The sequence below is a fragment of the Streptosporangium sp. NPDC003464 genome, assembly GCF_053588315.1.
Map to the genome: position 1 here is coordinate 14,631 of NZ_JBSFPS010000062.1, position 24,859 is coordinate 39,489.

Consider the following 24,859-nt stretch of genomic DNA (forward strand, 5'->3'; position numbering starts at 1 on the left):
TCATGGAGGGGCGGTCATGACGGCGGTTCACGGGCAGTGCGATCCCCGGTTCTCCCGGGTGCGCGAGGTGTTCGACGGACACTTCGCCGAGGGCGAGGAGCTGGGCGCGGCGTTCGCGGTCTTCCTGGACGGCGAGCCGGTCGTGGACCTGTGGGCCGGGGTCGCCGACCGGCACAGCGGGCGGCCCTGGGAGCGCGGCACCCCGGCGCTGACCTACTCGTGCACCAAGGCGGTGACCGCGACGGCGGCGCTGCTGCTGGCCGAGCGCGGGCTGCTCGACGTCGCCGCGCCGGTCGCCGACGTGTGGCCGGAGTTCGCCCGCGGCGGCAAGGAGCGGATCACCGTCGAGCACCTGCTGACCCACCAGGCGGGGCTGCCCGTGATCGAGGAGCCGGTGCCGGTGGAGGAGTTCGAGGACCAGGCCGCCATCGCCGACCGGCTGGCCGGGCAGGCGCCGATCTGGGAGCCCGGCACCGCGCACGGCTATCACGCGCTGACGTACGGCTTCCTGCTCGGCGAGGTGATCCGCCGGGTGTCGGGCAGATCCGTGGGCGAGTTCGTGACCGCCGAGATCGCCACGCCGCTGGGGCTCGAACTCTGGTTCGGCGCGCCGCAGGACGTGGCGGCGCGGGCGGCGCGGCTGTCGGCCGGGGAGCGGCGCGGGACCGCCGGGACCGCGGAGGACACCGGGACCGCGGGGACCGCGGAGGGCACCCGGACCGCCGGGACCGCGGAGGGCACCCGGACCGCCGGGACCGCGGAGGGCACCCGAACCGCGGGGGGCGTACAGGCGCTGTCCGGGGCCGCCCCGGACGCCGTCCCGCGGGTGTCGGGAGCCGCCGCGCCACCCGGCGACCCGCTGACGGAGATGTCCAGGGCCGTCCTCGACAAGGACAGCCTGATGAACCGGGCGCTGGGCAACCCGCCGATCCACCTGCTGAAGGGTGGCGCCAACCACCCGGTCATGCTCCGCTCGGGCTGGCCGGCGGTAGGGGCCGTCGCCACGGCGCGGGGCCTGGCCGGCTTCTACCGCGACCTGGTCGCCGGGCGGATCCTGCGCCCGGCGACCCTGGCCGGGGCCGTCCGGCGGCGGGTCGACGGCCGGGACATGGTGCTGTGCGTCGGCAGTTCCTTCGGCCTGGGCTACATGCGCCCGGCCCTGACCTTCCTCACCCCCACCGCGGGGGCGGAGTCCGCCTTCGGCCACACCGGCATGGGCGGGTTCCTGGGGCTCGGCGACGTCGAGCACGGCCTGGGCATGGGCTACACGATGAACAAGATGACCGGCGCGGTCTCCAACAGCCTCCGCGCCTACCGCCTCGCCGAGGCCGTCTACGGCTCCCTCTAGCCTCAATGCATCGTGATGCCGCCGCTGACCGACATGATCTGGCCGGTGATGTAGGCGGCCCTGTCGGTGCAGAGGTAGGCGACCAGGCCCGCCACGTCCTCGGGGGTGCCGAGGCGGCGCAGCGGGACGCTCCGGGTCAGCTTGTCCACCAGCCCAGGCCGGTCGGCGTCCACGCGGCGGAGCATGGGGGTGTCGGTGGGCCCGGGGCAGACCACGTTCGAGGTCACGTTCGCCCGGGCGGTCTCCCGGGCGAGGGTCTTGGCCAGGCCGAACAGCCCGGCCTTGGTCGCGGCGTAGGCGCCCTCCCCGCCGGATCCGGCCCGCGCGCCGTCGGAGGAGATGAAGATCAGGCGTCCCCAGCCGCGCCCGGTCATCCCGGGCAGCAGCAGCCGGGTGAGGAGCATCGGGCCGCGCAGGTTGACCCGCCACATCAGGTCCCAGTCCGCCGGGTCGCTGTCGGCGAACGGCTCGACGACCGACACCCCGGCGCCGTGCACCAGGATGTCGGGCGCCCCGGCGCCGCCGCAGAACTCCGCGATGGACCCCGGGTCGGTCAGATCCACCGGCAGCGCCGTGGCTGGGGCCCTGGGCCCGCTCGGCGCCCCGGCCCTCGTGCCCAGCCCCAGCGACTGGCTGTTCAGCTCGTCGGCGATCCCGGCGGCGCCCGCCCCGTCCACGTCGGCCACGACGAGCCGGGCGCCGAGCGAGGCGAGGTCGCGGCAGATGGCCGCGCCGATCGCGCCGGCCCCGCCGGTCACCACCGCGGTGCGGCCGTCCAGCCGCAGGCCCTCCATCATCTCCAGACCTCCACGAGATCGGCGGCGGTCACCCGCGCGGCCAGCAGACCGACGGTGTTGTCCAGTACGGCCTGCGCGTAGTCGTCGGGGACCCCGGCCACGGCGTCGGTCACCACCGCCACCCGGTAGCCGAGGTTGACGGCCTCCAGGGCGAGCCCGGGGATGCCGAGGTTGAGGGAGAGCCCGACCGCGACGACGGCCGAGACGCCGAGCGAGCGCAGGGTCGTGTCCAGCGAGGTCCCGGTGAAGGGCGAGAAGCCGTGGTAGCGGCGCGACTCCAGGTCGCCCGGGTCGAGCAGCGCGGGCAGGACCTCGATCGCGCCGGTGCCCTCCAGCATGTGTGCGGGGTCCTTGAGCAGGGCGGTGATGAACGGGCAGTTGGCGGTGTGCGACCCCGCCCGGTCGGCGCGGAAGGCGGCGGTGCAGTGGACCACCGGGATCCCGGCGGCCCGGGCCGCGCTCAGGACCGAGGAGGCGTTGGCCACCACGTTCCGCCGCGCGCACACCTCCACCAGATCCGGAAATCTCGCCAGATCGCCGACGACCCCGCGCTGCATCTCCATCACCAGCACCGCACTGTGCCCCGGTGCGGCCAGTGACCCCAGATCGACCGGCATACGGCCTCCAAACGCCCGAGCGCTTGCTTGGTTATCGGCCAGAGCCTAACACGCGGCCCGGCCCGTCACCCGGGCCCACCGCCCCGTCACCGTCCGGCAAAGTTCGCCGGCCATGACAACCGGCCACCGGGGTGAGACCGTCGAACAAGCGACGGCGCTCGGAGGGGGACTGAATGGTTCCGGGATACCACGAGGTGCGAGAGCTCGGCGCCGGAGGCAGCGGCCGGGTGGTGCTGGCCACCTACGCCCCCACCGGCGCCTACGTGGCCATCAAATATCTGGACGCGGCGCTGCGGGACGACCCCCGGGCCATGGCGCGCCTGCGCGAGGACGCGCGCGTCATGGTGGAGCTGCGCGATCCGCACGTGGTCCGCCTCCACGAGTACTACGAGGACGTGCTCGACGCCGCGCTCGTGATGGAGCTGGTGGACGGGGTCGCGCTCCGGAAGGTCCTGTGCGCGCACGGCACCACCAGCCCCGAGGCGGCGCTGGCGGTGCTCAAGGGCTCGCTGGCGGGCCTGGCCGCCGCCCACGCCGCCGGGATCGCGCACCACGACTGCAAGCCGGAGAACGTGCTGGTCCAGGCGGACGGCACCGGCAAGCTGACGGACCTCGGCATCGCCGCCCCGGCCGGGGAGCCAGGCATGCCCGCGGGCACCCCGGCCTACCTCGCGCCCGAGCGGTGGGCCGGGGCCCCGGCCGGCCCGGCGAGCGACGTCTACGCGGCCACATGCGTGTTCTTCGAGTGCCTCACCGGGCGCGCGCCGTACGGGACGGACCGCCCCGCCGTGCTCATGCGCCGGCACCGGACGGCGCCGATCCCGCTGGAGGCGGTGCCGGGCTCGGTGCGGGAGCTGGTCGCCCGGGGGCTGGCCAAGGACCCGGCGGACCGGCCGCCGACCGCCCCCGCGTTCGTCGCGGAGCTGGAGGCGGCCGCGCTGGCGGCCTACGGGCCGGGGTGGGAGCAGCGCGGGCGGCGGCACCTGGCCGAGCTGGCCACGCTGCTGGCGCTGACCTTCCCGCTGGCCGGCTCCTCGTCCCGGCCCGGCGTCCCGGTCGCGCGGCGCGTGGCCGGCCGCATGGGCACGATACGCCGCCCCCGGCTGGGCCCGCGGGTCGTGGCCGGGGCCGCGGTGATCGCCGTCGCGGTCACCGTCGGCCTGGTCGCCGCCGGCCGGACCCCCGACCGGCTCTCCGCCGGCACGATCTTCACTCCGGAGCAGCGCCCGCCCGGCGCCGAGGATCCACCGGCGTCCACCGGGAAGGCGCCCTCCGGGAAGAACCCGGGATCGCCTCCGCCGGAGCCGGTCGCCACCCCCGGGCCGTCACGGAGCGCCTCCACCGGCCGGGCCACGCCCTCGTCGCGGAGCGCCCACCCCAGCCGCCCCGACCGCCCGACCCCGGCCCCCTCACGGACCCCCTCCGGGACGCCCGCCCCGACCGCCACGGGGGCGCCGCCACCCGCGCACGCGGTCAGCGGCCTGGCGATCACCGGGATCGACGCCGGCGGCGCCACGATCGCCCTGCGGGCCTCCACCGCGGCGGAGGTCGTGCTGAGCGTCGGGTTCGCCGAGGGGCCGGACCCCGCCCGGCTCGCCGAGGCGCCCCCGTACAGCCTCACCCTCACCGGGGCCGGCTCCTACTCCCGGAGCGTCCCGCACGCCTTCACCGCCCCGGCCTGCGGGCAGACCCTCTACCGGCGGGTCACGGTCTCCACCTCACCCCAGGCCGCCGGCGGCCCGCGCAGCCGCACCGCGCGGGTCAGCGGCGGCCCGTGCCCGCCGCCTCCGGTCGAGAGCGTGGACATCGTCTCCTTCGACGGCGCCACGGTCCGCCTCCGCGTGCGGACCGGCGGCACCTCGACGGTGACCGTGAGGCTGGAGTCCACCCAGAAGGTCGTCGGCGGCGAGGGCGGGTCCACCGGCGGCGTCCAGGTGCTGGAGCTGTCCGGCCGGACCGACTACACACGCGAGGTCGCCGTGGAGTTCGCCGCGCCGCCCGGCTGCGGCGTCTACGTCCACCGGGTGGTGACGGTCACCACCGTCCCCGGGAGCGGCACGCGCTCCCGGGACGCGCGGCTCGACCTCCCGCCCTGCGGACCGGACCCCGACCCCTCCGGGACGGAGTGGCCCCCCGACGGCGGGCCGGTCCCGGACGGATCCGCGGAGGACGGCACCTTGTGAGTGAACCAAGCGTGCGCTAGCTTGGCGATCGATGACCAGTGACACGCTCACCTACTGGGATGCCTGCCGTCGCGGCGAGTTGGTCATTCAACGCTGTACGGCCTGCGCCCGGCGGGTGCACCTGCCCGCTCCCGAGTGCCCCCACTGCGGCGGCGCCGACCTTCCCTACGAGCCCGTCTCGGGCGAGGGACGCGTGCACACCTTCACCGTGGTGCACCGCTCGCCCGTCCCGGAGTTCCGGGGGCGGGAGCCGTACGTGCTGGCCTGGATCGACCTGCCCGAGGGGGTGAGGGCGTTCGGCCGGGTGGTGGACTGCGCACCGGAGCGGGTGTGGATCGGCATGCCGGTATGCGTGACTTTCGTCGACGACCTACCCCATTGGAGACCGACATGAGCAAGCTCGGCAACGTCCTGATCCCCGTCGACGACCTGGACAAGGCGATCGCCTTCTACTCCGGCACGCTCGGCCTGGCGGTGCGCTTCCGCGACGGCGACCGGTTCGCGGCCCTGGACGGAGGGGGCGCCACGGTCGCGCTGGTCGCCGCCGAGGAGCGGGTGACCGGAGAGGTCACCGCGCCGTCCTACAAGGTCGACGACCTCGCGCGGGCCGTACAGGACCTGACCGGGGCGGGCGCGGAGGTGGTGCGCGGGCCCGAGACCGGGCCGCACGAGATCAGAGCCGTCCTCCGCGACCCGTCAGGGAACGTCTTCGTCCTCTACTCATCCCGTTAGCACCTTTCAGCCCCCACCAAGCACCCTCCCCACCCCTCCTCCCCCCCGAGACCCCTCCTCCCTCCGAGCCGTCCCCTGAGCCCACGCCGGCCCGGGGCCCTCACCCGGTGTCCGCTCCCACCCCGCCGAGCTCCGCCCGTCCCGCTGCGTCCTCTCCTCGCCCTCTCGACCGGAGGCCACAATGGCGCGATCCCCCTACGGCAACTACGCCTACGCCATCCTCACCGCCAACGCCCTGCGCACCCCGGGCCGGGTCGCGCTGACCTACTGCGGCGAACGGAGCTTCACCTACGCCGAGCTCGACCGGACCGTCGACAGGCGCGCCCACGCCCTGTCGGCGGCCGGGATCGGGCCGCGGCGGCGGGTGGCGGCGCTGCTCAACGAGACACTGCACGTGGCCGAGGTCTATCTGGCGGCGGCGAAGCTGGGCGCGGTCACCGCGGCGCTCAACCCGTACTGGCCGGTGGACACCCTGCAGGCGGTCGTCGCGCACTCCGGCGCCACCGCCTTCGTCTACGACTCCACGGTCGAGCGGGCGGTGGCCGAGATCCGCCCCCGGCTCCCCGCCGTCACCACCTGGATCAAGGTCGGCGGTCCGGGCGAGGAGGCCGTCGACCTGGACGCGCTGACCGCCGACGCCCCGCAGGAGGCGTTCACTCCGGAGGGCTCCGGGGACGACCCGCTCGCGCTCTACTACACCTCGGGGACCACCGGCCTGCCCAAGGCCGTGATCCACACGCACGCCTCGTCGCTGGCGACCGCGCGGATCTGGCTGGACGTGCCGCGCGCCGAGGATTCGGTGCTCGGCACCGGAGCGATCATCTGGGGCATCGGCTTCCCCGCGCTGGTCGGGCCGGCGCTGTACGCGGGGATGCGGCTGGTGCTGGAGCAGGACTGGGGACCGGCGAACTTCCTGAAGGTGGTCCCCCGCGAGAGGGTCACCCACGTCTCGCAGATCCCGTCGTTCTACGCGGCGCTGCTCGGCGCCGACGACCACGACGGGGTGGACCTGTCGTCCCTGCGGGTCATCATGCTGGGCGGCGAGGCGCTCCCGGCGGCGCTGCTGGCCAGGATGCGGCAGCGGCTGCCCGGCGCGGGCGTCTACTGCTACTACGGCCAGACCGAGGCCCCCTACACCTGTTTCGGCCGGGTGGACGACGGCAGCACGCCGCTCGGCTCCTCCGGCAGGGCGAGGACCGGCAACGCCGTACGGATCACCGGGCCGTCCGGCGACCGGGTGGTCGGCGAGGTGGGCGAGATCAACCTCGCCGGGCCGCACCGGATGGCCGGCTACGACCGGCTCCCCGACAAGACGGCCGAGGTGCTGCGCGGCGAGTGGTACGTGGGCGGCGACCTGGGCGTCCTGGCCGAGGACGGCAACCTGACCGTGCTCGGCCGCCGCGAGGACGCGATCCTGAAGGGCGGCGCCTGGTCGCAGCCCTCGGTGGTGGAGGAGGCCGCGGTGGCGCTGGACGGCGTGGCCGAGGCCGGCGCGGTCGGCGTGCCCGCGCACGTCGACGGCCAGGCCGCGGCCGAGCAGCGGATCCTGCTCGCGGTGGTCGCCCGGTCCGGGCACTCCCTCGACCCGTCGAAGCTCGCGGTCGCCCTCGCCGAGTCGCTGCCCGAGCACCAGCGGCCCGACCGCATCGTGGTCGCCGACGGGCTCCCCCACTTCCAGGACGCCTCCGGCGGACCCGGCAAGCTGCTGCGCCGGGAGATCCGGGAGAGGTACCTGCACCTCCTGGAGGGGGCGTGAGCGGGCCCGACCCCCTGACGGCGGCCGCGCTCCCCGAGCACGAGGTCAAGGCGCTGCTGCGGGAGGCCGGCGTGCCGGTGCCGCGCGGCGCCACGGCCGCCTCCGCCGGGCAGGTCGCCGCGGCGGCCGAGGGGCTGACCCCGCCGCTGGTGCTCAAGGCGTTCGGGACCGGGCTGGTCCACAAATCGGACTCGGGCGCGGTACGGCTGGCGCTCGGCGGGCCCGCCGAGGCCGCCGAGGCCGCGGCCGGGATGCTGGAGGGGCTCCTCGCCCAGGGCATCACCCCGGACGGCTTCCTGGTCGAGGAGCAGGCCGCGCCGGGGGTCGAGCTGATCGTCGGCGCCGTCCGCGACCCGGGGTTCGGGCCCGTCCTGCTCGCCGGGCTGGGCGGCGTCTGGACCGAGGCCCTGCGTGACACGGCGGTGTGCCTGTGCCCGGTCTCCGAGACCGACGTCCGGCGGATGCTCGCCTCCCTGCGCGGTGCGCGGCTGCTGCACGGCTACCGCGGCCGCCCGGCCGTGGACCTGGACGCCCTGGTGAAGCTGCTGCTCACGCTCGGCGGGGCCGGCGGGCTGTGGGAGCGGCTGGAGCTCGGCGAGTTCGAGCTCAACCCGGTGATCGCCACCGGGCAGGGCGTCGTCGCGGTCGACGCCCGGCACATCCCGGATGAGCCCTGCGCGGAGCCGCCGTCCGCCCCGGCGGCCGGGACCGACTTCACGGCGCTGTTCGAGCCCCGCGCCGTGGCCGTCGTGGGGGCGTCCACCAGCCGGCCGAACTTCGGGAACATGTTCCTGGAGTTCTACCGGGCCACCGGGGTGCCGCTGGTGGCGGTGCACCCGGAGGCGGACGAGATCGACGGCGTGCCGGCCGTACCGGCGCTGGCCGACGCCGACGCCGACTACGCGCTGGTCGCCGTACCCGCCGCGAGGTGCGCCGAGGTCGTACGGCAGGCGGGCGGCATCCCGTTCGTCCAGGTGATGAGCGGCGGGTTCGGGGAGGCGGGCGCGCCCGAGCTGGAGGCCGAGCTGGTCCGGGCCGCGCGGGAGGCCGGGACGCGGCTGCTCGGCCCCAACTGCATGGGTGTCTACAGCCCGCGCGGCGGCCAGACCTTCATCGGCGGCGAGCCGGGTCCGCCCGGGCATGTGGCGCTGATCTCGCAGAGCGGTGGGCTGGCCGGGGAGGTCGTCAGGGTCGGCGAACGGCGCGGGCTGGCGTTCAGCCGGGTGGCCACGGTCGGCAACTCCGCCGACGTGACCCCGGCCGAGCTGCTGCGCTGGCTGGCCACCGACGAGCACACCTCGGCCGTCGGCATGTATCTGGAGGATCCGCGTGACGGCCGCGCCCTGTTCGAGGCCCTGATGTCCGTGCGCGGACGCCTGCCCGTCGTCCTGCTGGTCGGCGGCCGGAGCGCCCAGGGCCGGCGGGCCGCCGCCTCCCACACCGGCGGCATGGTCGGCGACGGCCGCGTCTGGCAGGCCCTGGCCGGGCAGACCGGCGCCACCCTGGTCACCAGCCAGGACGACCTGATCGGCGCCCTGTCCTTCTTCCAGTCCCACACCGGCCGGCTGGGCACCGTCCCGGCGGACGGCGGGGACGGGGACGGGGACTCCGCGGTGCTGGTGATCGGGCCGAGCGGCGGGGCGAGCGTCCTGGCCGCCGACGTGTTCGACGCGGCCGGGCTCTCGCTCGACGCGCTGCCGGAGGAGGCGAGGACCGGGCTGAGGGCGCTCGGGATCGGGGTCGGCAGCTCCCTGGCCAACCCGCTGGAGATCCCGGTGGGGCCGCGTGGCCGCCCCGAGCTGGTCCGGGAGGCCATCGCTGCGATCGTGGCGCGGCGACCTTACCCGGACGTCGTCGCCCACGTGAACGTGCAGAGCTTCTTCACCTACGGGAGCTCGGCCGAGCCGCTGTACGCCTGCGCCCGCAACCTCGCCCAGGCCCAGCAGGACCTGCCGGCGGTCAGGATCACGCTGGTCACCAGGAACGGCGAGTGCGCGCCGCCCGGGGTCGAGGACGGGGTCCGCGCGATCGCGGCCGGCGCCGGGATCCCTGTCTACCGTTCGATGGAGGCGGCCGCCGTGGCCGTCGCCGCCGCCAAACGTTTCACGCGAGGAGCCTGAGATGGGTCTGCTGGACGGCAAGGTCGCACTGATCACCGGCGGGGCCAGGGGCATGGGAGAGTCCCACGTGCGGCTGTTCCTGGAGGAGGGCGCGCGGGTCGTCTTCGGCGACGTGCTCGACGACGAGGGCAAGGCGCTCGCGGAGGCCACGGGGGCGCTGTTCGTCCATCAGGACGTGACGGGGCCGGAGGACTGGCGGCGGGCGGTGGAGGTCACCGTCGAGACGTACGGCAGGCTCGACGTCCTGGTCAACAACGCCGGGATCCTCAAGTTCCGCCGGATCGCCGACATGACGCCGGAGGAGTACGACCGGGTCCTCGACGTGAACCTCAAGGGCACCTGGCTCGGCGTCAAGTCGGTGATCGAGCCCATGAAGGCCGCCGGCCGGGGCTCGATCGTGAACATCTCCTCGGTCGAGGGCTTCATCGGCGCCGAGGGCATGTCGGCCTACGCGGCCTCCAAGTTCGGCGTGCGCGGCGTGACCAAGGCGGCGGCCCGGGAGCTGGCCCGCTTCAAGATCCGGGTGAACTCCGTCCATCCCGGCGCCATCAACACCTCCATGGTGCAGGACCCGGAGATCATGGCCGAGGTGGACGGCGAGGCGTTCCTGAAGTCCATGGTCATCAAGCGTTTCGCCAAGCCGGTCGAGGTCTCGCACGTGGTGGCCTTCCTCGCCTCCGACCGGGCGAGCTACTGCACCGGCAGCGAGTTCACGGTCGACGGCGGCATGCTCACCGGCGCGGGCTACTGAGCCCTGCCGCCGAGGCCCCGCCGGAGCGGCCCCGCGGCCCGTCCGGGTGCGCGGCGTCGCGGCTCCCGAGGCCGGCAGGCCGGGATCATCCCGGCAACCGGTTCTGCGCCCACTCACGGGGGGTGATGAACAGGCCGGTGGCCTCGACCAGCGGCGTGCCGTCGGGGAGCGCGATCCGCCCCTCCGACCAGGACTTGCGGCCCTCGGAGCGGGTGTACTCGGCGGTCGCCACCAGCGGCTCGCCGTAAGGGACCCGGCGCAGGTAGCGCACGGTCAGGGTGGCGGTCATGCCGGCGACGCCGGCCATCGCGACCGCGTGGCCCAGCATGTGGTCGAGGATCATGGCACTGATCCCGCCGTGGACCGCGGCGGGCGGCCCCTCGTGCGTGGGGCGGAAGCTCAGCTCCGCGCGGACCGTCCCGTCCGGAGCGGTCCGGGCGACCAGCGGGAGGGCGTGCGGGTTGGCCGATCCGGTGACGGCGTTGCCCGCGTGCCGGGGCACGCCGTCGGGACCGATCTCGAAGGGCTGGGGGGAGGTCCGCCGCCGGGCGCTCAGGCGCTCGGTGAGGGCGGCCAGTTCGGCGGCGACCGCGGTGAGCTCGCTGTCCGGCACGTCCGTCAGCACGACGGCGTCGACCAGGTCGCGGGCCCGCTGGGTCAGTGCGGCCAGTGCCGCGAGGGCGGCGTCGGCGTCCTCGGTGGAGGCGAGATCGGTCGTCATGGGCCTACTTTAGAACACGTTCTACCGAATCACGTTCGACAACCCCGGGGCGGCCGAACGCCCGGACGGTCCACAAAACTTTTTGTTTGACCGGTTTAAGCGGGAAAAATGGTAAAAGCGGCCTCTGACGTCGGTGTTTGCCACCCACCCCGGGGGAAGATCCCTTGGTGCGTGCTTTAACCTGTCTTGACCTTCCGCTCCGGACGGGTAACCTCCCTGGGCACGGAAGACAACTGACCAATGGTGCCGCCACACGGGTCCCGATCGTCCCTTTGGATCGCTCCCGTGAACGTGCCATCGCTCAACCCGTCTCCCGGTAGCCGGGTTGCGAGGGCGGCGCGACCATGCCTTCACGGCTGCCGGGGGTCCCCTCGAAACTGTCTATGACCCCTGAGATGCAGAAGTTCATCGAACTGCTGGAGAGCGAGCTCGGATACTCCGAGAAGGGCGGCGGTTACACCAAGTTCGGTCACTGGTACGGCGAGAACGTCGAGTCCGACGCCGACTACACCGCGGCACCCTGGTGTGACATGTATCTCTCCTGGGCGGCCAAGAAGCTCGGCTACGAGGACTGGGTCGGCCAGTTCGCCTACACCGTCTACCACGCCGAGTGGTTCAAGGAGCAGGACGCCTGGGGCACCACCCCCAAGCCCGGGGCCATCGTCTTCTTCGACTGGAGCGGCTCGAAGAAGATCGACAACATCGACCACGTGGGGATCGTCACCAAGGTGACGGGCAGAACGATCCACACGATCGAGGGGAACATCGACGGAGGCGTCGCCAAGCGCAAGGAGCGCGACACCGGCAAGGTCGTCGGCTACGGGTATCCGGAGAAGATCAAGGCCCGGCTGGACCGGGAGGCGTCCCAGAAGCAGACGATCGTCACCGCCGACACGCGGGCGGACAACTCGGTGGTGCTCGACCCCGTCCCCAACCTGCTGGCCATGGTCCCCCCGCCCGACCTCGTCCGGGAGGCCGGCGCGTCGGCGGACCCCGCCCCGGCCAAGGCCGGTCCCAAGCACGCCAAGGCCGGTCCCAAGCACGTCAGATCCGCCGCCACCTCCTCCGCCGGCGAGAAGGCCGGTGAGAAGAAGGCCGCCGAAGTCGCCCCGCGGCCCACCCCGGAGACCGGCGAGACGCCCGTCCAGCCCCAGGTCTCCGCCGGCCGCACCACCACGAGCGGCAAGCACGCCAAGGCCACCACCGCGGACACCAACGCGCTCGCGACCACCCCCACCGCCCTCAGCAGCGGTCTCTCCCCGCAGGTCCCCCAGCTCGGCAGCCCCACGGTGCTCGCCCCGGTCCTGCTCGCCGCGGTCGCGATCATCGCCCACGCCAAGGTCAAGCAGTCGAAGGCACGGCTGTCCTTCGCCGGGAGCGGCACCGCGCCCGCCCGCCCGTCCCGACGGACCCCGGGCCGCCGCCGCGCCCCCGGCCGCCGCCGGATCACCAAGGTCGCCCCCGTCCTCGCCGAGGAGCGCCGGACCGTCCTGGAGACCGTCGCCGAGACCACGCTCGCGCCGGCCGCGACGGCCGAGTTCCCCTCGGTCACGACCCCGCTCGCCCACGTCGGCGAGACCGCCTCGCCCACCCGCGTCGGGGAGACCTCCTCACTCGGCCACGCCGGCGAGACCCCCTCACTCGGCCACGCCGTGGAGACCGCCCCGGCCGTCCGCGTCGAGGAGACCGCTCCGGCCGCCCTCGCCGGGTGGACGGGCCCCTCCGACCACGCCACGGGCACGGGCCCGCTCGACCGCGCCGAGGAGACGGGCCTGGCGGGCCTCCTCGGAGAGACCGGCCTGTTCGGTCTCACGCGCGCCGAGCAGGCCAGCCTCGCCCGTGCCGAGGAGGCCATCCGGGCCAGCCTCGCCCGGACCGGGGAGAGCGGCCAGGGCGGCTTCTTCCGCCCCGAGGAGGGCACCCGGCCCCGCCTCGCCCAGGCCGGCCGGACCGGCGCGGCGGGTCCGGCCCGCACCCAGGAGACCGGCCAGGCCGACCGGCGCCACGACGGCCCCCGGGTCCCCTACCAGGGCAGGCGCCGCCTCCGCGAGCGCCCGGTCGTCGAGTCCTCGACCTTCGTCCAGGACGGCCCCCTGCGCGGCCGGCGCCACCGCCGGGCCGAGCCCGTGGTCAGCACGACCATCCCGACCGGCCCGCTCACCGCCGAGTCCAGCGACGTCCTGGTCCACAGCGGCTACCAGGGCCGCCGCCGGGCGAGGGTGCCGGTCTGACGGAGGCGGACGCCCGTCCGTGACGGGTGTCCGCCGCTCGCCGCGGACGGGAGGGCCGCCCGGGACCTCGGGCGGGCCCCCGCGGGGGTGGCCGGGCGAGGTGCCGGTCTGACGGAGGCGGCCGGCTCTAGAGGCAGTCGGCGGCGAAGGCCGTGAGACCGGCGACGGCGTCGCGGCCGCGGCGCCAGGGGCGGACGATCATGCGGTCCACGCCGAGCCTCTCCCACCGGGGGATCTCGGCGGGACCGGTGAGCGCGTAGGCGTGCGCGGTGACCGAGAAGGGACGGCCGTCGCGGAGCGCGGTGAGCCTGTCGAGCTGGGGGCCGATCGTCTCCAGGGAGTGCGGCATGCTGATCCAGCCGTCGCAGAGCCGGGCGGCCCGCCGCAGGGCCGCGCCCGACTCCCCTCCGGCCAGGATGGGCAGCCGGTCCTGGACGGGCTTGGGTTCGAAGGCGACCTCGGGGAAGCTGTAGAAACGCCCTCCGTGCTCGACGGCCGGCTCGGACCAGAGCCGCCGGGTCACCTCGATCGCCTCGTCCAGCCGGGCCCCCCGGGTGCCGAAGTCCATCCCGGCCGCCAGCCACTCCCCCTCGTACCACCCGGCGCCCACCCCGCAGATCGCCCGTCCTCCGGACACCCGGTCCAGGGTGGCGAAGGCCCGCGCGGAGACGAAGGGGTGCCGCAGGGCGTAGAGGTGCACCGCGGTGCCCAGCCGCACCCGGGAGGTCAGCCCGGCCAGCCAGCAGAGGTAGGCGGGGGCGTCGAACAGCGGGGTGCGTGGCGAGATGCCCGGCCTGTCGGTGCCCGGGTAGCGCGCCAGTGACAGGTCGGTGGCGAAGACCAGGTGCTCGGGCAGCCAGACCGACTCGAAGCCGAGCTCGTCCGCCGCGACCGCGACGTCCCGCCAGGCGTCCGGGTGGAGCAGTCCGAGGGGGACGCCGAACCTCATCGCCGCCCTCCCGCGCCCCGCCCCGGCCGGATCACGGCCATCTCCGCAACACGGGGACGCCGAGGATCGCCTCTCTCAGCCGTGAGCGGTGCAGGGCGGTCCCGCCGTAGGCGGCCGAGAGCGACCACACCCGGGCGAGCCAGAGGCCCAGGTCGAGTTCGCCGGTGTAGCCGATCGCGCCGTGCACCTGGAGGGCGGTCCTGGCGGCCAGCTCGGCGGCCTCGCCCGCGGCGGCCTTGGCCGCGCTGACGTCCCGGTCCACGGTGGGCAGGTCCCGGTCCACGGCGAAGGCGGCGGCGTAGACCAGGGGCGCGGCGAAGTCGACCGCGATGGCGACCTCGGCGAGCTGGTGCTTGACCGCCTGGAACGACCCGATCGGGCTGCCGAACTGCCTGCGCGTGCGCGCGTAGCCGACGGTGGTGTCCAGCAGGTGCCTGGCCGCCCCGATGAGCTGGGCGGCCACCGTGACCGTCATCGCGCGCGCCGCCGGGGCGGCCCCGGCCCGGAGCCGGGTCCCGTCGCGGAACTCCACGCCGAACAGCCGCCTGGCCCGGTCCACCCCGGGCTGGGGCGTCAGCCGTGCCGTGTCGGGCCGGACGGCGTACGGCACGCCCTCGCGCTCCACGATCAGCAGGTCGGCCAGGTCGGCGTCGGGCGAGTAGTCCTGGTCCCCGATCCGCACGCTGACCCGCAGCGAGCCGGCGGCGAGCTTGTCCAGCACCGGGTCCCCCGCCAGCAGCAGGGGGGCGGCCACGGCGGTCTCGGCCACCGGGCCGGGCAGCGCGGCCCGGCCGGCCTCCTCGAAGGGGAGGACCGCGTCGACCAGCCCCAGGCCGAGCCCGCCGTGCTCCGCCGGGACCAGCAGCCCGAACAGCCCGATCCCGGCGAGCTGGGGCCAGGCGGCGGTCCGTCCGTCCCGTACGGCCGCGGCCGGGCAGTGGACCCTGAGCACCTGCCGGACCGCCGCCGCGAGGGCGAGCTGGTCGTCGGTGAAGGCGGAGTTCATCGTGGCAGCCCCAGAACGCGTTCGGCGATGATGTTCCGCTGGATCTCGTTGGTGCCCGCGTAGATCGGACCGGCGAGGGAGAACAGGAAGCCGTCCAGCCATCGGCCGCCCTCCTCCGCGTCGGGGGCCCCGCCGTCCAGCAGGCCGCGTTCGCCGAGCAGCCGGAGGGCGAGGGTGTGCATGCGCACGTCGAGCTCGGACCAGAACACCTTGCCCATGCTGGAGGCGGAGCCGATCTCCTCCCCCGCCGCCAGCCTGCGGGCGGTGCCGAAGGTGTGCAGCCGGTAGGCCTCGGCGTCCAGCCAGGCCCGCGCCACCTGGTCGGCGAGGACCGGGTCGGCGCCGGTCGAGCGGGCCAGCCGGACCAGCCGGTCGGCCGTAGCGAGGAACCGGCCGGGGCTGCGCAGGGTGAGGCCGCGCTCGGAGGAGGTGGTGGCCATCGCGATCCGCCAGCCCTCGCCGGGGGCGCCGAGGACCTGGTCGTCGGGGACGTACAGGCCGTCGAAGAAGAGTTCGGCGAACCCGTGCTCCCCGTCGAGCTGGGCTATCGGCCGGACGGTGACGCCGGCCAGGGGGAACATGAAGTAGGTCAGCCCCCGGTGCCGGACCGAGGCGGGGTCGGTGCGGAACAGCCCGAAACCCCAGTCGGCGTAGGAGGCGCGGGAGCTCCAGGTCTTCTGCCCGTGGAGCAGCCAGCCGCCCTCGGCCCGCTCGGCGCGGGAGGTGAGGGCGGCGAGGTCGCTGCCGGCCTCCGGCTCCGACCACGCCTGGGCCCAGATCTCGTCGGCCCGCGCCATGCCGGGCAGGAACCGTTCCCGCTGCCCGGCCGTGCCGTGGGAGAAGAGGGTGGGGGCCAGGAGGAAGATTCCGTTCTGGCTGACCCGGCCGGGGGCGCCCGCCGCCCAGTACTCCTCTTCGAAGATCAGCCATTCGATGAGGCCGGCGCCCCGCCCGCCGTACTCGACGGGCCAGGACACCACCGACAGCCGCTCCTCGGCGAGCCGGCGCTCCCACTCGCGATGTGCCTCGAATCCCTCCTGGGTGTCCATGGAGGGCAGCGGGGCTCTGGGAACGTGCCCGGCCAGCCAGTCTCGCACCTCGGCCCGGAATGCCTGCTCCGCCCGCGTGAAGTCCAGATCCACTCAACCAACCTAGCGCACGCTTGGGAAGCCGTACAAGGAGGGGCGGCACACGCCGAGGTCCGCCGGTGGATTCACCGGCGGACCTCGGTGGGGACCGGGCGGGACCGGGCGGGTCCCCGCGGCCGCCGGCGGAGCTCAGCGCTGGTCGGGCGGGCGCTGCCCCATGTTGCGGCGCAGCTCCTCCAGCTCCGCCTCCAGTCCGGCGATCCGGGTGTTCGCCCCGGGGCCGGGCCTGTGCTGCGGCGTCCCGTACGGCGACTGCGGGCGGACCGCCCGGGTGTCCTCGGGAGCGGGCGGGAGCGGATAGGGCGGCCGTTGCTGGTAGGGCTGCTGCTGCGGCGGCACGCCGTACGGCTGGCCGGGATGGGCGGGCTGGCCGTACTGGCCCTGCCCCGGCGGCAGGTAGCCGGGCTGCGCCCCGTACGGCGCGGGCGGGAAGGAGGACGGCGGGGTCTTCGAGCGGCGCTTGCCCCTGACCACCGCGCCCAGCGTGCCGAGCACGAAGAGGACGGCCAGGCCGCCGCCGCCCCACAGCACCCACGGCAGGATCGACGAGGAGCTCTCGTCCTTGCCCGCGGTGATGGCCTGCTGGGAGTCGGTGATGTACTTGGCGACGTACGGGTGGTTCGGATGCAGCGCCTGGACCTCACGGAACTTGGGCAGCGCGTCGGAGTAGCGGTTGGCGAAGAAGAGGTCGAGCGCCTCGTTGTAGGACTTCGTCGTCACCGACTCGGCCGACTTGATGTTCTTCTCGTTCAGCTTCTCCCTGACGATGCTGACCGGCAGCACGAAGCTCTCCCCCTCGGTGGAGCCGCCGTCCTGCTGGATCAGTCCTCCGACCAGGATTCCGATGACGTTGCCGTCCTTGCTGAACACCGGGCCGCCGGAGTTGCCCGGGTAGGAGGGGGCCTGGGTCTGGATGTACGGCACGCCCTCGGGGGTCTGGCGGCTGGCGTTGTAGGGACCCTCGGTGAAGGCGGGGTCGAGCTTGGACTCGATGTTGAAGATCGAGGTCTGGGTCACCGTGCCGGGGAACCCGCTGATGTAGAGGGTGTCGCCCACCCGCACGTCCGAGTCCTGGCCCAGGGGGACGGTCGGCAGGTTGTTCTGCCCGTTGGCCTTGAGGATCGCCACGTCCTTGCCCGGGTAGACCGTGCCCTTGGCGACCAGCTCGATCGGCACCGCCTTGGCGGTCTTGTCCACCCCGCCGCCCGGCAGACTCTGCAGCAGTGACAGGGAGCTCTGCACATTGCGGATCTTGATGTTCTCCGCGTTCCAGATCTGGAAGATCTTGGCGGCCGTCCGGACGATCTCCTCGTCGGAGGCGATGTCACCGAGGTCGGCCACCAGGTCGGCGGCGTCCTTCTCGTTGATCTTCGTGAGCGCCTGGGTCGCGAAGGTCTCCGCCAGTTCGCTCTCCTCCTGGCCGACGCAGTGGGCCGCGGTCACCATGTAGCCGTCCGGCGTGACCCACCATCCCGTGCACAGGCCGCCGGCCGTCGCCTCCACGACCCGCTCCGGCGCGCCGGGCGAGAAGTAGCGGCCCGGCTCCTTGGCCATCTGCTGGACGACCCACCGGTAGATGCTGTTCTCGTCGGATGAGATCTTGCCTGACTGGACGGCGGCGACCCCTTGCTGGGTCAGACCTCTGATCGCCTCCAGGTTCGCCACCGGGGTCGGCACGGCCACCTCGGCCGTGTAGGAGACCGAGGTCAGCTGCACGGCCGGATGCGTCCGGGCCGCCAGCCATGTCCCCACCGGAACGTCCAGATCTTTCGGCTTTGCCATGGCGGCGCCAGGCAGGGCCAGCACACCGGCCAGCACCAGGCCGGTCAAGGCGGTGAATCGTGCCCACATTTGCGTTCTCTCCCCAAAACTTGCTTCCCGGGCGAGAGCATGGCCGAGACGACTTGGGGGGCACTTGGAAGCGACTGGGAAATCGGCGGGGGACGCCCGGTGACGCACCACGAAGATCAAACGGGCCGGGCTTCCGGCGTGCGGCCGGGGCGCGCACGAATGCACGGCCACGACGGCGAAGGCCGTGTCCGGTTATACCGGGCACGGCCTTCGCGACATTATCCGCCCCCCTAAACGCACCGGCTCGGCCCGGACGGGGAAAGTCCGGCCGGGATCCCTCCGGATCCCGGCACGGCTCTCAGGCCCGGCGGGGCCGGCCCGGCCGGCGGGCCGACAGGGGCCCTAGCAGTGGCAGCACAGGCTGTACCGGTCGGTCAGCGCGCTCCACCTGCTCAGCAGGGACACGTGGCGCGCGCAGCCACCGAGGCCGAACGCGCCGAACTTCTCGGCGGAGCCGGCGAGCCCGACGACGCCGACGGAACATTCACGCCCGGTGAGACCGACCAGGCCGACGGAACCGACGGAACCGACGGAACATCCACGTCCGCCGAGACTGACCAGGCCGACGGAACCGATGGAACATTCACGTCCGCCGAGGTCCAGGATCCCGACGGAGCCGACGGCGCATTCGGGCCCGCTGGAACTGACCGAACTGGTCAGCCCGGTCGGACCGGCAGGACCCTCAGGACCGGCGGGACCCTCAGGACCGGCAGGACCAGCAGGGCCCTCCGGACCGGCAGGACCCTCCGGACCGGCAGGACCAGCAGGGCCAGCAGGGCCAGCAGGGCCAGCAGGGCCAGCGGGACCCTCAGGACCGGTGGGACCAGCGAGGCCCTCAGGACCGGCAGGGCCTTCAGGACCGGCAGGACCCTCCGGACCAGCAGGACCCTCAGGACCAGCAGGACCCTCAGGACCGGCAGGACCCTCAGGACCGGCGGCACCCACAGGGCCAGCGGGACCCGCGGGGCCCTCAGGGCCGACCGGTCCCGCAGCGCCGACCGGTCCCATCGGTCCGGCCGGACCCTGAGGACCGGCCGGGCCCTCAGGACCTGCGGGGCCCTCAGGACCCGCCGGACCGACCGCGCCTGCAGGCCCCATAGGCCCAGCAGGACCCGCGGGACCAGCAGGACCCATAGGACCCGCAGGACCCGCAGGACCCTCCGGACCCGCAGGACCCGCAGGACCGGCAGGACCCGCAGGACCCGCAGGACCGGCAGGACCCGCAGGACCGGCAGGACCCATAAGGACAGTGGGACCGGCAGAACGCTTGGGACCAGCGGAATCGTCGGCCCGCTTGACGCTGGAGGAGCACGACTTCGAGGAGTCGTGGCGGCGGCCGGGATTGTTGTTGTTGTTCTGGATGTTCAGGTTGCACTTGCTGTCGGAGCGGCAGGAGGAACACCGCTCCTTGCAGCACGAGGTGCAGTGCCTTCTCCGGCATCCGCACTGATGGCCCGGGCCCACGGGCTGCTTCACGACACGAGGCACGACGCGAGGCGCGGCGGGCTTTAGGGGCACCCCGTCGGCGCCGCCGATCCCGAACGGAGGGGCGATCGCTTCCGCGCGCTCGGCGGCGGCATCGGCCGGAGCCTGATTCGACGAGACTACGAGGACACCGGCGACGGCCGCCACGGCCAGGGCCCCCATACGCTTTCCGGAAATAGGAATTGATGACAATCTATTTCGGCGATGAAGCACTTAATTTCCCCTGAAGTTCCTAGTGGCAGGAAATACCGATCGGTCGCACCGCCACGATGGCGATTAGTCAGAATGTACCTTCAAAGCACCGGAGAGTGCCCGTTGACATAGTTGAGGGAAAGCAAATAAATGCCATGGAAACAAAACCTTCGCCGACTCTTCGCACGCTTCGCACTTGTTGTCGGGATTCAATGCGAAATCGGGACGCATATGCGCCCGATGATAAATAAGGCGCCGATGAGGCCGTCCGGTGGGATACCGCTCCTCGAAATCAGCAGAACGCACGGCACCAACCGGAACCCGGCACCGACCCGGAGCGCGGCCCTGGCCGGTCAGCCGAGATAGGCGGCGCGGACCACGGGGTCGTCACCGATCTCGGTGGGGGTGCCCGAGGCGATGACCTTGCCGAGATCGAGGACGACGAGGCGGTCGCAGGTGTTCATGACGAACCCCATGTCGTGTTCGACCAGCAGGACCGTGGTGTCCAGCGCTCCGATGATCTCCTTGAGGCGGCCGGTCTGGTCGGCGTCGAGGCCGGAGGTGGGCTCGTCGAGCAGGAGCAGCGAGGGGCTGTCGGCGAGGGCGCGGGCCAGCTCGACGAGACGCCGCCGGCCGACGGGGAGGGCCGCCGCGTAGGCGTCGCGCAGCTCGGTCAGCCCGCACAGGGCGAGCACCTCGTCCACCCGCCGCCCGCGTTCCCGCTCCAGGCTCCGGCGGGTCCGCAGGCCGGTCAGGTCGGCCAGGAGACCCCCGCCTCCGCCCCGCCACTCCATCGCGGCCAGCACGTTGTCGGCGACGGTCAACCGGCCGAACACCTGGGTGCGTTGGAAGGTACGGCGCAGCCCTCCGCGTGCCCGCCGTACCGCCGGAACGCCCGTGGTGTCGCGGCCCGCCACCGACACCGAGCCCGAGGTCGGCCGGCGGAGGCCGGAGATCACGTCGAACAGCGTGGTCTTGCCCGCGCCGTTGGGCCCGATCACCCCGCAGACCTGCCCCCGCGGCACCTCGAAGGAGACGTCGGTGAGCGCCCGGACGCCTCCGAAGGACACCGACACGGCCTCGACGGTCAACGCTGTGCTCATCGCTCCCCCACCGCCCTCACCCGCAACGCGGGCCGCTCGCCCGTCACGCCCGGCCGCGACCACCGGGCCCCGGTGGCCCTCCACGCCCGCTCACCCGGCCCCGGGTAACCCGTGGCCAGCCCGCTCACCTCACCGCGCCGGCTTCTCCCTCTCACGCGACCCCCAGGTAGGCGGCGGTGAGGCGGGCGCCGTCCACCTCGGCGCGGGGGCCGGTCCAGGTGGCCCTGCCCAGGCGCATGAAGACGACCGTGTCTGCGAGTTCCAGGGCCGAGGTGGCCTTCTCCTCCACCAGGAGCAGCGCGACGCCGCGCTCCCGGAGCTCGGCGAAGACCTCGAACACCTGCTCCACGACGAGCGGCGCCAGGCCGAGCGACGGCTCGTCGGCGATCAGCACTCGGGGCGGCCTGACCAGCGCCGGGGCGAGGGTGAGCAGCTGCTGCTCACCGCCCGACAGCGCCCCGGCCGCGACGCCCCTGCGGCGGGCGAGCTGGGGCAGCCGCCCGTAGACGGGAGCGGGGTCGGCGAGCCAGGTGCGCAGGTTCTCGTCCACGGTCAGTCCCGGGAACACCCCGCGCCCCTCCGGGGCGAGCAGCACGCCCGCCCTCGCCCGGCGGTGCGCGGGCCAGGAGGTGACGTCCACCCCGTCCAGGATCACCCGCCCGGCCGTCACCGGCAGGTCGCCGGCGGCCACCGCGCAGGTCGTGGACTTGCCCGCGCCGTTCGCCCCGAGCAGCGCCACCACCTCGCCCGGCCGGACGGCGAGGTCCACGCCCCGCAGCACCATGACGTCGCCGTATCCCGCCACCACGTTCTCCAGCCGGAACAGCGCCTCCGGCCCGGCCCGACCCTCCGCCGGACGGGGCCCCGCGATCAGGCCCTCCTCCGGAGTCGGACCCGCCACCAATGCCTCCTCCGGCCGTGGGCCCGCCACCAGGGCCTCCGCCGGGTGGCGCCCCACCGCTCGGGCCTCCCCCAGGTGCGGAGCCGCCGCCCGCACCCCGCTCTCGGACGCTCCCTCCCCCGCGGGCCGTGCCCCGCCCACCGGCGTCTCCTCCCCTGTGACCGCCGGCGCCTCGCGCTGGACGGCGGCCGCGCCGTCCAGCCGCCGCCTGGCCACCCGCCGCCGGTGGCGGCTCTCGGCCAGCTGGGCGAGCACCCCGTCGGGGTGCTTGGCCAGGACCATCCCGCCGACGCCGAAGAGGATGGCGCCGACGTGGGCGGAGACGTCCCATCCGGCCAGCAGCTCGGGGAAGACCGCGGCGATCAGCCCGCCGAGTACGGCGCCGCCGATCCGCCGGACGCCTTGCAGGACCACCACGGCCAGCCAGACGAAGCCGGCGGAGGCGGGCAGGTCGGTGGCGGTGATCGAGCCCTTGGAGATCGCGAACAGCACGCCGCCCAGCCCGGCGATCCCGGACGCCAGCGCGAACAGCATGATCTTGGCGCGGGGGGCCGAGATGCCCGAGGTGGTCGCGGCGGCGGGGGCCGAGCGGACGGCCAGGACGGCCCGGCCGGAGGCCGAGCGCTCCAGGTTGCGCACCAGCAGGCCGACCAGGCCGATCAGGACCAGCAGCAGCACGACCCGGACCCGGGGATCGGTGGTGTCGGCGAACCCCAGGCCGATCGCCGGCAGCGGCCAGCCGATCGTGCCGTTGCTGAACGCGTCGATCTGGAACAGCACCTGATCGGCGAGGAGGGCCAGGGCGAGCGTCGCCAGAGTGAGGATCCGCCCGCCCAGCCGCAGCGCGGGCAGCGCGACGAGGACGCCCACCGCGGTCGCCCCCAGCACGCCCAGCAGGATCGCCACCGGGAACGGCAGGCCGGAGGAGAACGCCCAGCCACAGGTGAGGGCGGCCATCGAGGCGAAGGACGCCTGCGCCAGGTTGACCATGCCGCCGATGCCGGTGACGACCACGAACGAGCAGAAGATCAGTGCGAGGACCAGTCCCTGGGCCACCACGCTCACATGGAAGTCGTCGGCGGAGCGTGTGAGAGTCCACCCGAGCAGGGCCGCCAGGCCCAGCGCCCACGGCAGGCGCCGCCGCCACGGCGGCAGGTCGGCCAGGTAGTCGGGCGGCGGCGCGTCCTCGGCGGCCGATCCGGCGACCCGGTCCCTGGACCGGTTGAGCAGGATCAGCCCCGCGAACAGCAGGATCACCGGGACCGCCGTGCGCAGCCCGGTGACGTCCTCGGCGAAGTCGGCGTATCCGGCGACCAGGTTCTGCACCACGCCGAGGCCCAGACCGGCCGCGAACGTCCACGGGATCGACCGCAGCCGGCCGAACACCGCGGCCGTCGCCGAGACCGACAGCATCACGGTGAACGCCGTGGAGTCCAGGCCGAGGGTGGAGACGGCCAGCACCCCGGCGAGCCCGGCGAGCGCCGAGCCGAGCATCCAGGCCACGGCGGAGGAGGCGTCGGCGTCGATCCCGCGCAGGGTGGCCAGCCTGCGGCGGTCCACCGAGGCACGCATCCGCAGGCCGTACGGCGTGTGCCGCATGAAGGCCCACAGCCCCGCGGCGGCCAGCGCCGCGAAGCCGAAGGTGATGAGCTGGTCGGAGTCGAGGTGGACGCCGCCGAAGGTGAAGGGGACCGCGGGGTAGGGGCCGAGGCCGCGCGGCAGGGAGGTGGCGTCGGCCCGCGGCAGCCCGAACGGCTCGGCGACCAGGTCCACGGTCCACAGCCCGAGGGCGGGCAGCGCGATGGTCAGGCCGATGGTCCCGACGATCTGCGCGGTCTCCCCCGCCTGCGCCAGGCCGCGGAACATGGCCCGGTGCAGCACGTATCCGAGCAGCGGTGAGAAGAGTCCCACCGCGACCAGCCCGGCCTGCCAGGCCGCCAGCCCCAAGCCGGCGTTGAGCTCGAAGAACAACAGGGCGGCCAGGAAGCCGACGGCGCCGTGCGCGAAGTTGAACACGCCCGTGGCCGAGTAGGACAGGGTCAGCCCGGAGGCCATGACCGCGAACACGGCACCGGTGACGAGGCCGCTGACGATATAACCGAAAAGCTCCGACATAAGGGCCTTCACCCCGGGGTTTCGCGCCTGGTCACTGCCTTGCCTGATCGCTCTCTTGCCTGGTCGCCGCCTTGCCTGGTCACTGCCTTGCCCGGCGACCGCCTTCTCGCGGCGAGGCCGGTACCTCGCCTCCTACCGCAGGGGCCGCACCTCGACCGCGCCTCCTACCGCAGATGCGGCGCCTCGCCCCCTACCGCGGGGCCGGCGACACCGCCCGCATACGTCTCCCGCGACGGGACCGGCCTGGGCGGCCGGGATGTCCCTGCGGACGCCCCGGCCCGCCCCGCCCCGCCGCCCGCGCGGCCCGCCAGACTCGCGGGCGGCAAGTCCTGGCCGCTATTTCAGCGGCACGTTGTCGAAGCACTTCATGTTCCTGGCGACCCTGAAGGCGCCGCCCTCAAGCTTGACCAGGGCGCCGCAGCCGTTGGGCTCGGTGTGGTCCTTGGGGTAGCGGATCCTGCCGAACCCGGCGTTCTCGTAGGTGAACGAGCCGTTGGCGGTGGCCAGGAACCTCTCCCTGGTCAGGTCTCTGCCGGTCTGTTCGAGCACCTTGAGGAAGATGTCGGCGGCCCAGTAGCCGATGGCCAGGTGCTGGGTCAGCGCGGTCCCCGGCGCCGCCTTCTCCACGTCCGCCTTGAGCTGGGCGATCTCCGGGGCCTGGGATTCGAAGGGTTCGAACATGGGGGCCGCGATCACGCCTTCGAGCGCCTGGGCGGTGGCCGGGTCCTTGAGGATGGCGGCGTCGTAGCTGGTCGCGTCGGACAGCAGGCCCCGGTATCCGGCCTTCTTCAACGCGGCGTACAGGCCGGTGTTGAACTTGGTGCCGGCGATGATCGACACCACCAGGTCCGGC

At 73.9% G+C, this 24,859-nt stretch carries 19 protein-coding genes; 8 read left to right on the plus strand and 11 right to left on the minus strand.

Annotation, left to right across the window (positions count from 1 at the left end; genetic code table 11):
* Window positions 1-16: 16 nt before the first annotated feature.
* A complete protein-coding gene (locus ACWDS7_RS16350) occupies window positions 17-1,348 on the plus strand; it encodes a serine hydrolase domain-containing protein (protein WP_451929966.1) in 1,332 nt (443 codons plus the stop codon).
* Window positions 1,349-1,350: 2 nt separating this feature from the next.
* Here the strand turns inward: ACWDS7_RS16350 and ACWDS7_RS16355 are convergent, their stop codons facing one another.
* On the minus strand, window positions 1,351-2,142 hold the full coding sequence (locus tag ACWDS7_RS16355; protein ID WP_451929977.1) for an SDR family NAD(P)-dependent oxidoreductase: 792 nt from the start codon (window positions 2,140-2,142) through the stop codon (window positions 1,351-1,353).
* Window positions 2,142-2,762 (minus strand): cysteine hydrolase, encoded by a 621-nt coding sequence (locus ACWDS7_RS16360; RefSeq protein WP_306856777.1) that lies wholly within the window; start codon window positions 2,760-2,762, stop codon window positions 2,142-2,144. Before ACWDS7_RS16360 ends, ACWDS7_RS16355 begins: the two co-directional genes overlap by 1 nt.
* 173 nt (window positions 2,763-2,935) lie before the next feature.
* Here ACWDS7_RS16360 and ACWDS7_RS16365 point away from each other — a divergent pair, with 173 nt between their 5' ends.
* From ACWDS7_RS16365 to ACWDS7_RS16390, 6 genes are all read left to right on the plus strand, one after another.
* Window positions 2,936-4,945, plus strand: a complete 2,010-nt coding sequence (locus ACWDS7_RS16365) for a protein kinase domain-containing protein (protein ID WP_451929967.1) — start codon at window positions 2,936-2,938, stop codon at window positions 4,943-4,945.
* Between the two features lie 31 nt (window positions 4,946-4,976).
* The gene (locus tag ACWDS7_RS16370; RefSeq protein ID WP_306856773.1) at window positions 4,977-5,339 is read left to right on the plus strand and encodes a Zn-ribbon domain-containing OB-fold protein; all 363 of its coding nucleotides are present in this window, start codon (window positions 4,977-4,979) and stop codon (window positions 5,337-5,339) included.
* Window positions 5,336-5,677, plus strand: coding sequence for a VOC family protein (locus ACWDS7_RS16375; RefSeq protein ID WP_306856771.1), 342 nt, complete (start codon window positions 5,336-5,338; stop codon window positions 5,675-5,677). Before ACWDS7_RS16370 ends, ACWDS7_RS16375 begins: the two co-directional genes overlap by 4 nt.
* Before the next feature lie 181 nt (window positions 5,678-5,858).
* Window positions 5,859-7,433: a class I adenylate-forming enzyme family protein gene (locus tag ACWDS7_RS16380; RefSeq protein WP_451929968.1), complete on the plus strand. Its 1,575-nt coding sequence runs from the start codon at window positions 5,859-5,861 to the stop codon at window positions 7,431-7,433.
* Entirely contained in the window at window positions 7,430-9,553 is a 2,124-nt protein-coding gene (locus tag ACWDS7_RS16385; protein ID WP_451929969.1) for an acetate--CoA ligase family protein, read from the plus strand. The genes ACWDS7_RS16380 and ACWDS7_RS16385 overlap by 4 nt, the downstream gene beginning before the upstream one ends.
* 1 nt (window position 9,554) lies before the next feature.
* Window positions 9,555-10,304, plus strand: coding sequence for a glucose 1-dehydrogenase (locus ACWDS7_RS16390; protein ID WP_306856767.1), 750 nt, complete (start codon window positions 9,555-9,557; stop codon window positions 10,302-10,304).
* A gap of 85 nt (window positions 10,305-10,389) precedes the next feature.
* On the opposite strand, the gene ACWDS7_RS16395 is transcribed toward ACWDS7_RS16390, so the two are convergent.
* On the minus strand, window positions 10,390-11,025 hold the full coding sequence (locus ACWDS7_RS16395; RefSeq protein WP_306856766.1) for a PaaI family thioesterase: 636 nt from the start codon (window positions 11,023-11,025) through the stop codon (window positions 10,390-10,392).
* 395 nt (window positions 11,026-11,420) lie between these two features.
* Here ACWDS7_RS16395 and ACWDS7_RS16400 point away from each other — a divergent pair, with 395 nt between their 5' ends.
* Window positions 11,421-13,256: a CHAP domain-containing protein gene (locus tag ACWDS7_RS16400; protein WP_451929970.1), complete on the plus strand. Its 1,836-nt coding sequence runs from the start codon at window positions 11,421-11,423 to the stop codon at window positions 13,254-13,256.
* 127 nt (window positions 13,257-13,383) lie between these two features.
* On the opposite strand, the gene ACWDS7_RS16405 is transcribed toward ACWDS7_RS16400, so the two are convergent.
* From ACWDS7_RS16405 to ACWDS7_RS16440, 8 genes are all read right to left on the minus strand, one after another.
* Window positions 13,384-14,205 (minus strand): TIGR03619 family F420-dependent LLM class oxidoreductase, encoded by an 822-nt coding sequence (locus tag ACWDS7_RS16405; protein ID WP_306856763.1) that lies wholly within the window; start codon window positions 14,203-14,205, stop codon window positions 13,384-13,386.
* 31 nt (window positions 14,206-14,236) lie between these two features.
* A complete protein-coding gene (locus ACWDS7_RS16410) occupies window positions 14,237-15,211 on the minus strand; it encodes an acyl-CoA dehydrogenase family protein (RefSeq protein ID WP_451929971.1) in 975 nt (324 codons plus the stop codon).
* Window positions 15,208-16,353: an acyl-CoA dehydrogenase family protein gene (locus ACWDS7_RS16415; RefSeq protein ID WP_451929972.1), complete on the minus strand. Its 1,146-nt coding sequence runs from the start codon at window positions 16,351-16,353 to the stop codon at window positions 15,208-15,210. The genes ACWDS7_RS16410 and ACWDS7_RS16415 overlap by 4 nt, the downstream gene beginning before the upstream one ends.
* Before the next feature lie 135 nt (window positions 16,354-16,488).
* Complete coding sequence (locus ACWDS7_RS16420) at window positions 16,489-18,210, minus strand: S1 family peptidase (RefSeq protein ID WP_306856758.1); 1,722 nt, start codon at window positions 18,208-18,210, stop codon at window positions 16,489-16,491.
* Window positions 18,211-18,866: 656 nt separating this feature from the next.
* Window positions 18,867-19,151 carry a hypothetical protein gene (locus ACWDS7_RS16425; RefSeq protein WP_451929973.1) on the minus strand — a complete coding sequence of 95 codons (285 nt, stop codon included), beginning with the start codon at window positions 19,149-19,151 and terminating at the stop codon, window positions 18,867-18,869.
* A 1,089-nt stretch (window positions 19,152-20,240) separates the two neighbouring features.
* Window positions 20,241-20,990, minus strand: a complete 750-nt coding sequence (locus tag ACWDS7_RS16430; RefSeq protein ID WP_451929974.1) for an ABC transporter ATP-binding protein — start codon at window positions 20,988-20,990, stop codon at window positions 20,241-20,243.
* Between the two features lie 151 nt (window positions 20,991-21,141).
* On the minus strand, window positions 21,142-24,006 hold the full coding sequence (locus tag ACWDS7_RS16435) for an ABC transporter permease subunit (RefSeq protein WP_451929975.1): 2,865 nt from the start codon (window positions 24,004-24,006) through the stop codon (window positions 21,142-21,144).
* Between the two features lie 336 nt (window positions 24,007-24,342).
* The coding region (locus tag ACWDS7_RS16440; RefSeq protein WP_451929976.1) for an ABC transporter substrate-binding protein at window positions 24,343-24,859 on the minus strand (517 nt) is incomplete at its 5' end.

Bases quoted from the DNA above. Each gene is read 5' to 3' on its own strand.
- ACWDS7_RS16350 (WP_451929966.1), top strand. From the start codon at position 17: ATGACGGCGGTTCACGGGCAGTGCGATCCCCGGTTCTCCCGGGTGCGC.
- ACWDS7_RS16355 (WP_451929977.1), bottom strand. From the start codon at position 2,142: ATGGAGGGCCTGCGGCTGGACGGCCGCACCGCGGTGGTGACCGGCGGG.
- ACWDS7_RS16360 (WP_306856777.1), bottom strand. From the start codon at position 2,762: ATGCCGGTCGATCTGGGGTCACTGGCCGCACCGGGGCACAGTGCGGTG.
- ACWDS7_RS16365 (WP_451929967.1), top strand. From the start codon at position 2,936: ATGGTTCCGGGATACCACGAGGTGCGAGAGCTCGGCGCCGGAGGCAGC.
- ACWDS7_RS16370 (WP_306856773.1), top strand. From the start codon at position 4,977: ATGACCAGTGACACGCTCACCTACTGGGATGCCTGCCGTCGCGGCGAG.
- ACWDS7_RS16375 (WP_306856771.1), top strand. From the start codon at position 5,336: ATGAGCAAGCTCGGCAACGTCCTGATCCCCGTCGACGACCTGGACAAG.
- ACWDS7_RS16380 (WP_451929968.1), top strand. From the start codon at position 5,859: ATGGCGCGATCCCCCTACGGCAACTACGCCTACGCCATCCTCACCGCC.
- ACWDS7_RS16390 (WP_306856767.1), top strand. From the start codon at position 9,555: ATGGGTCTGCTGGACGGCAAGGTCGCACTGATCACCGGCGGGGCCAGG.
- ACWDS7_RS16395 (WP_306856766.1), bottom strand. From the start codon at position 11,025: ATGACGACCGATCTCGCCTCCACCGAGGACGCCGACGCCGCCCTCGCG.
- ACWDS7_RS16400 (WP_451929970.1), top strand. From the start codon at position 11,421: ATGCAGAAGTTCATCGAACTGCTGGAGAGCGAGCTCGGATACTCCGAG.
- ACWDS7_RS16405 (WP_306856763.1), bottom strand. From the start codon at position 14,205: ATGAGGTTCGGCGTCCCCCTCGGACTGCTCCACCCGGACGCCTGGCGG.
- ACWDS7_RS16410 (WP_451929971.1), bottom strand. From the start codon at position 15,211: ATGAACTCCGCCTTCACCGACGACCAGCTCGCCCTCGCGGCGGCGGTC.
- ACWDS7_RS16420 (WP_306856758.1), bottom strand. From the start codon at position 18,210: ATGTGGGCACGATTCACCGCCTTGACCGGCCTGGTGCTGGCCGGTGTG.
- ACWDS7_RS16430 (WP_451929974.1), bottom strand. From the start codon at position 20,990: ATGAGCACAGCGTTGACCGTCGAGGCCGTGTCGGTGTCCTTCGGAGGC.
- ACWDS7_RS16435 (WP_451929975.1), bottom strand. From the start codon at position 24,006: ATGTCGGAGCTTTTCGGTTATATCGTCAGCGGCCTCGTCACCGGTGCC.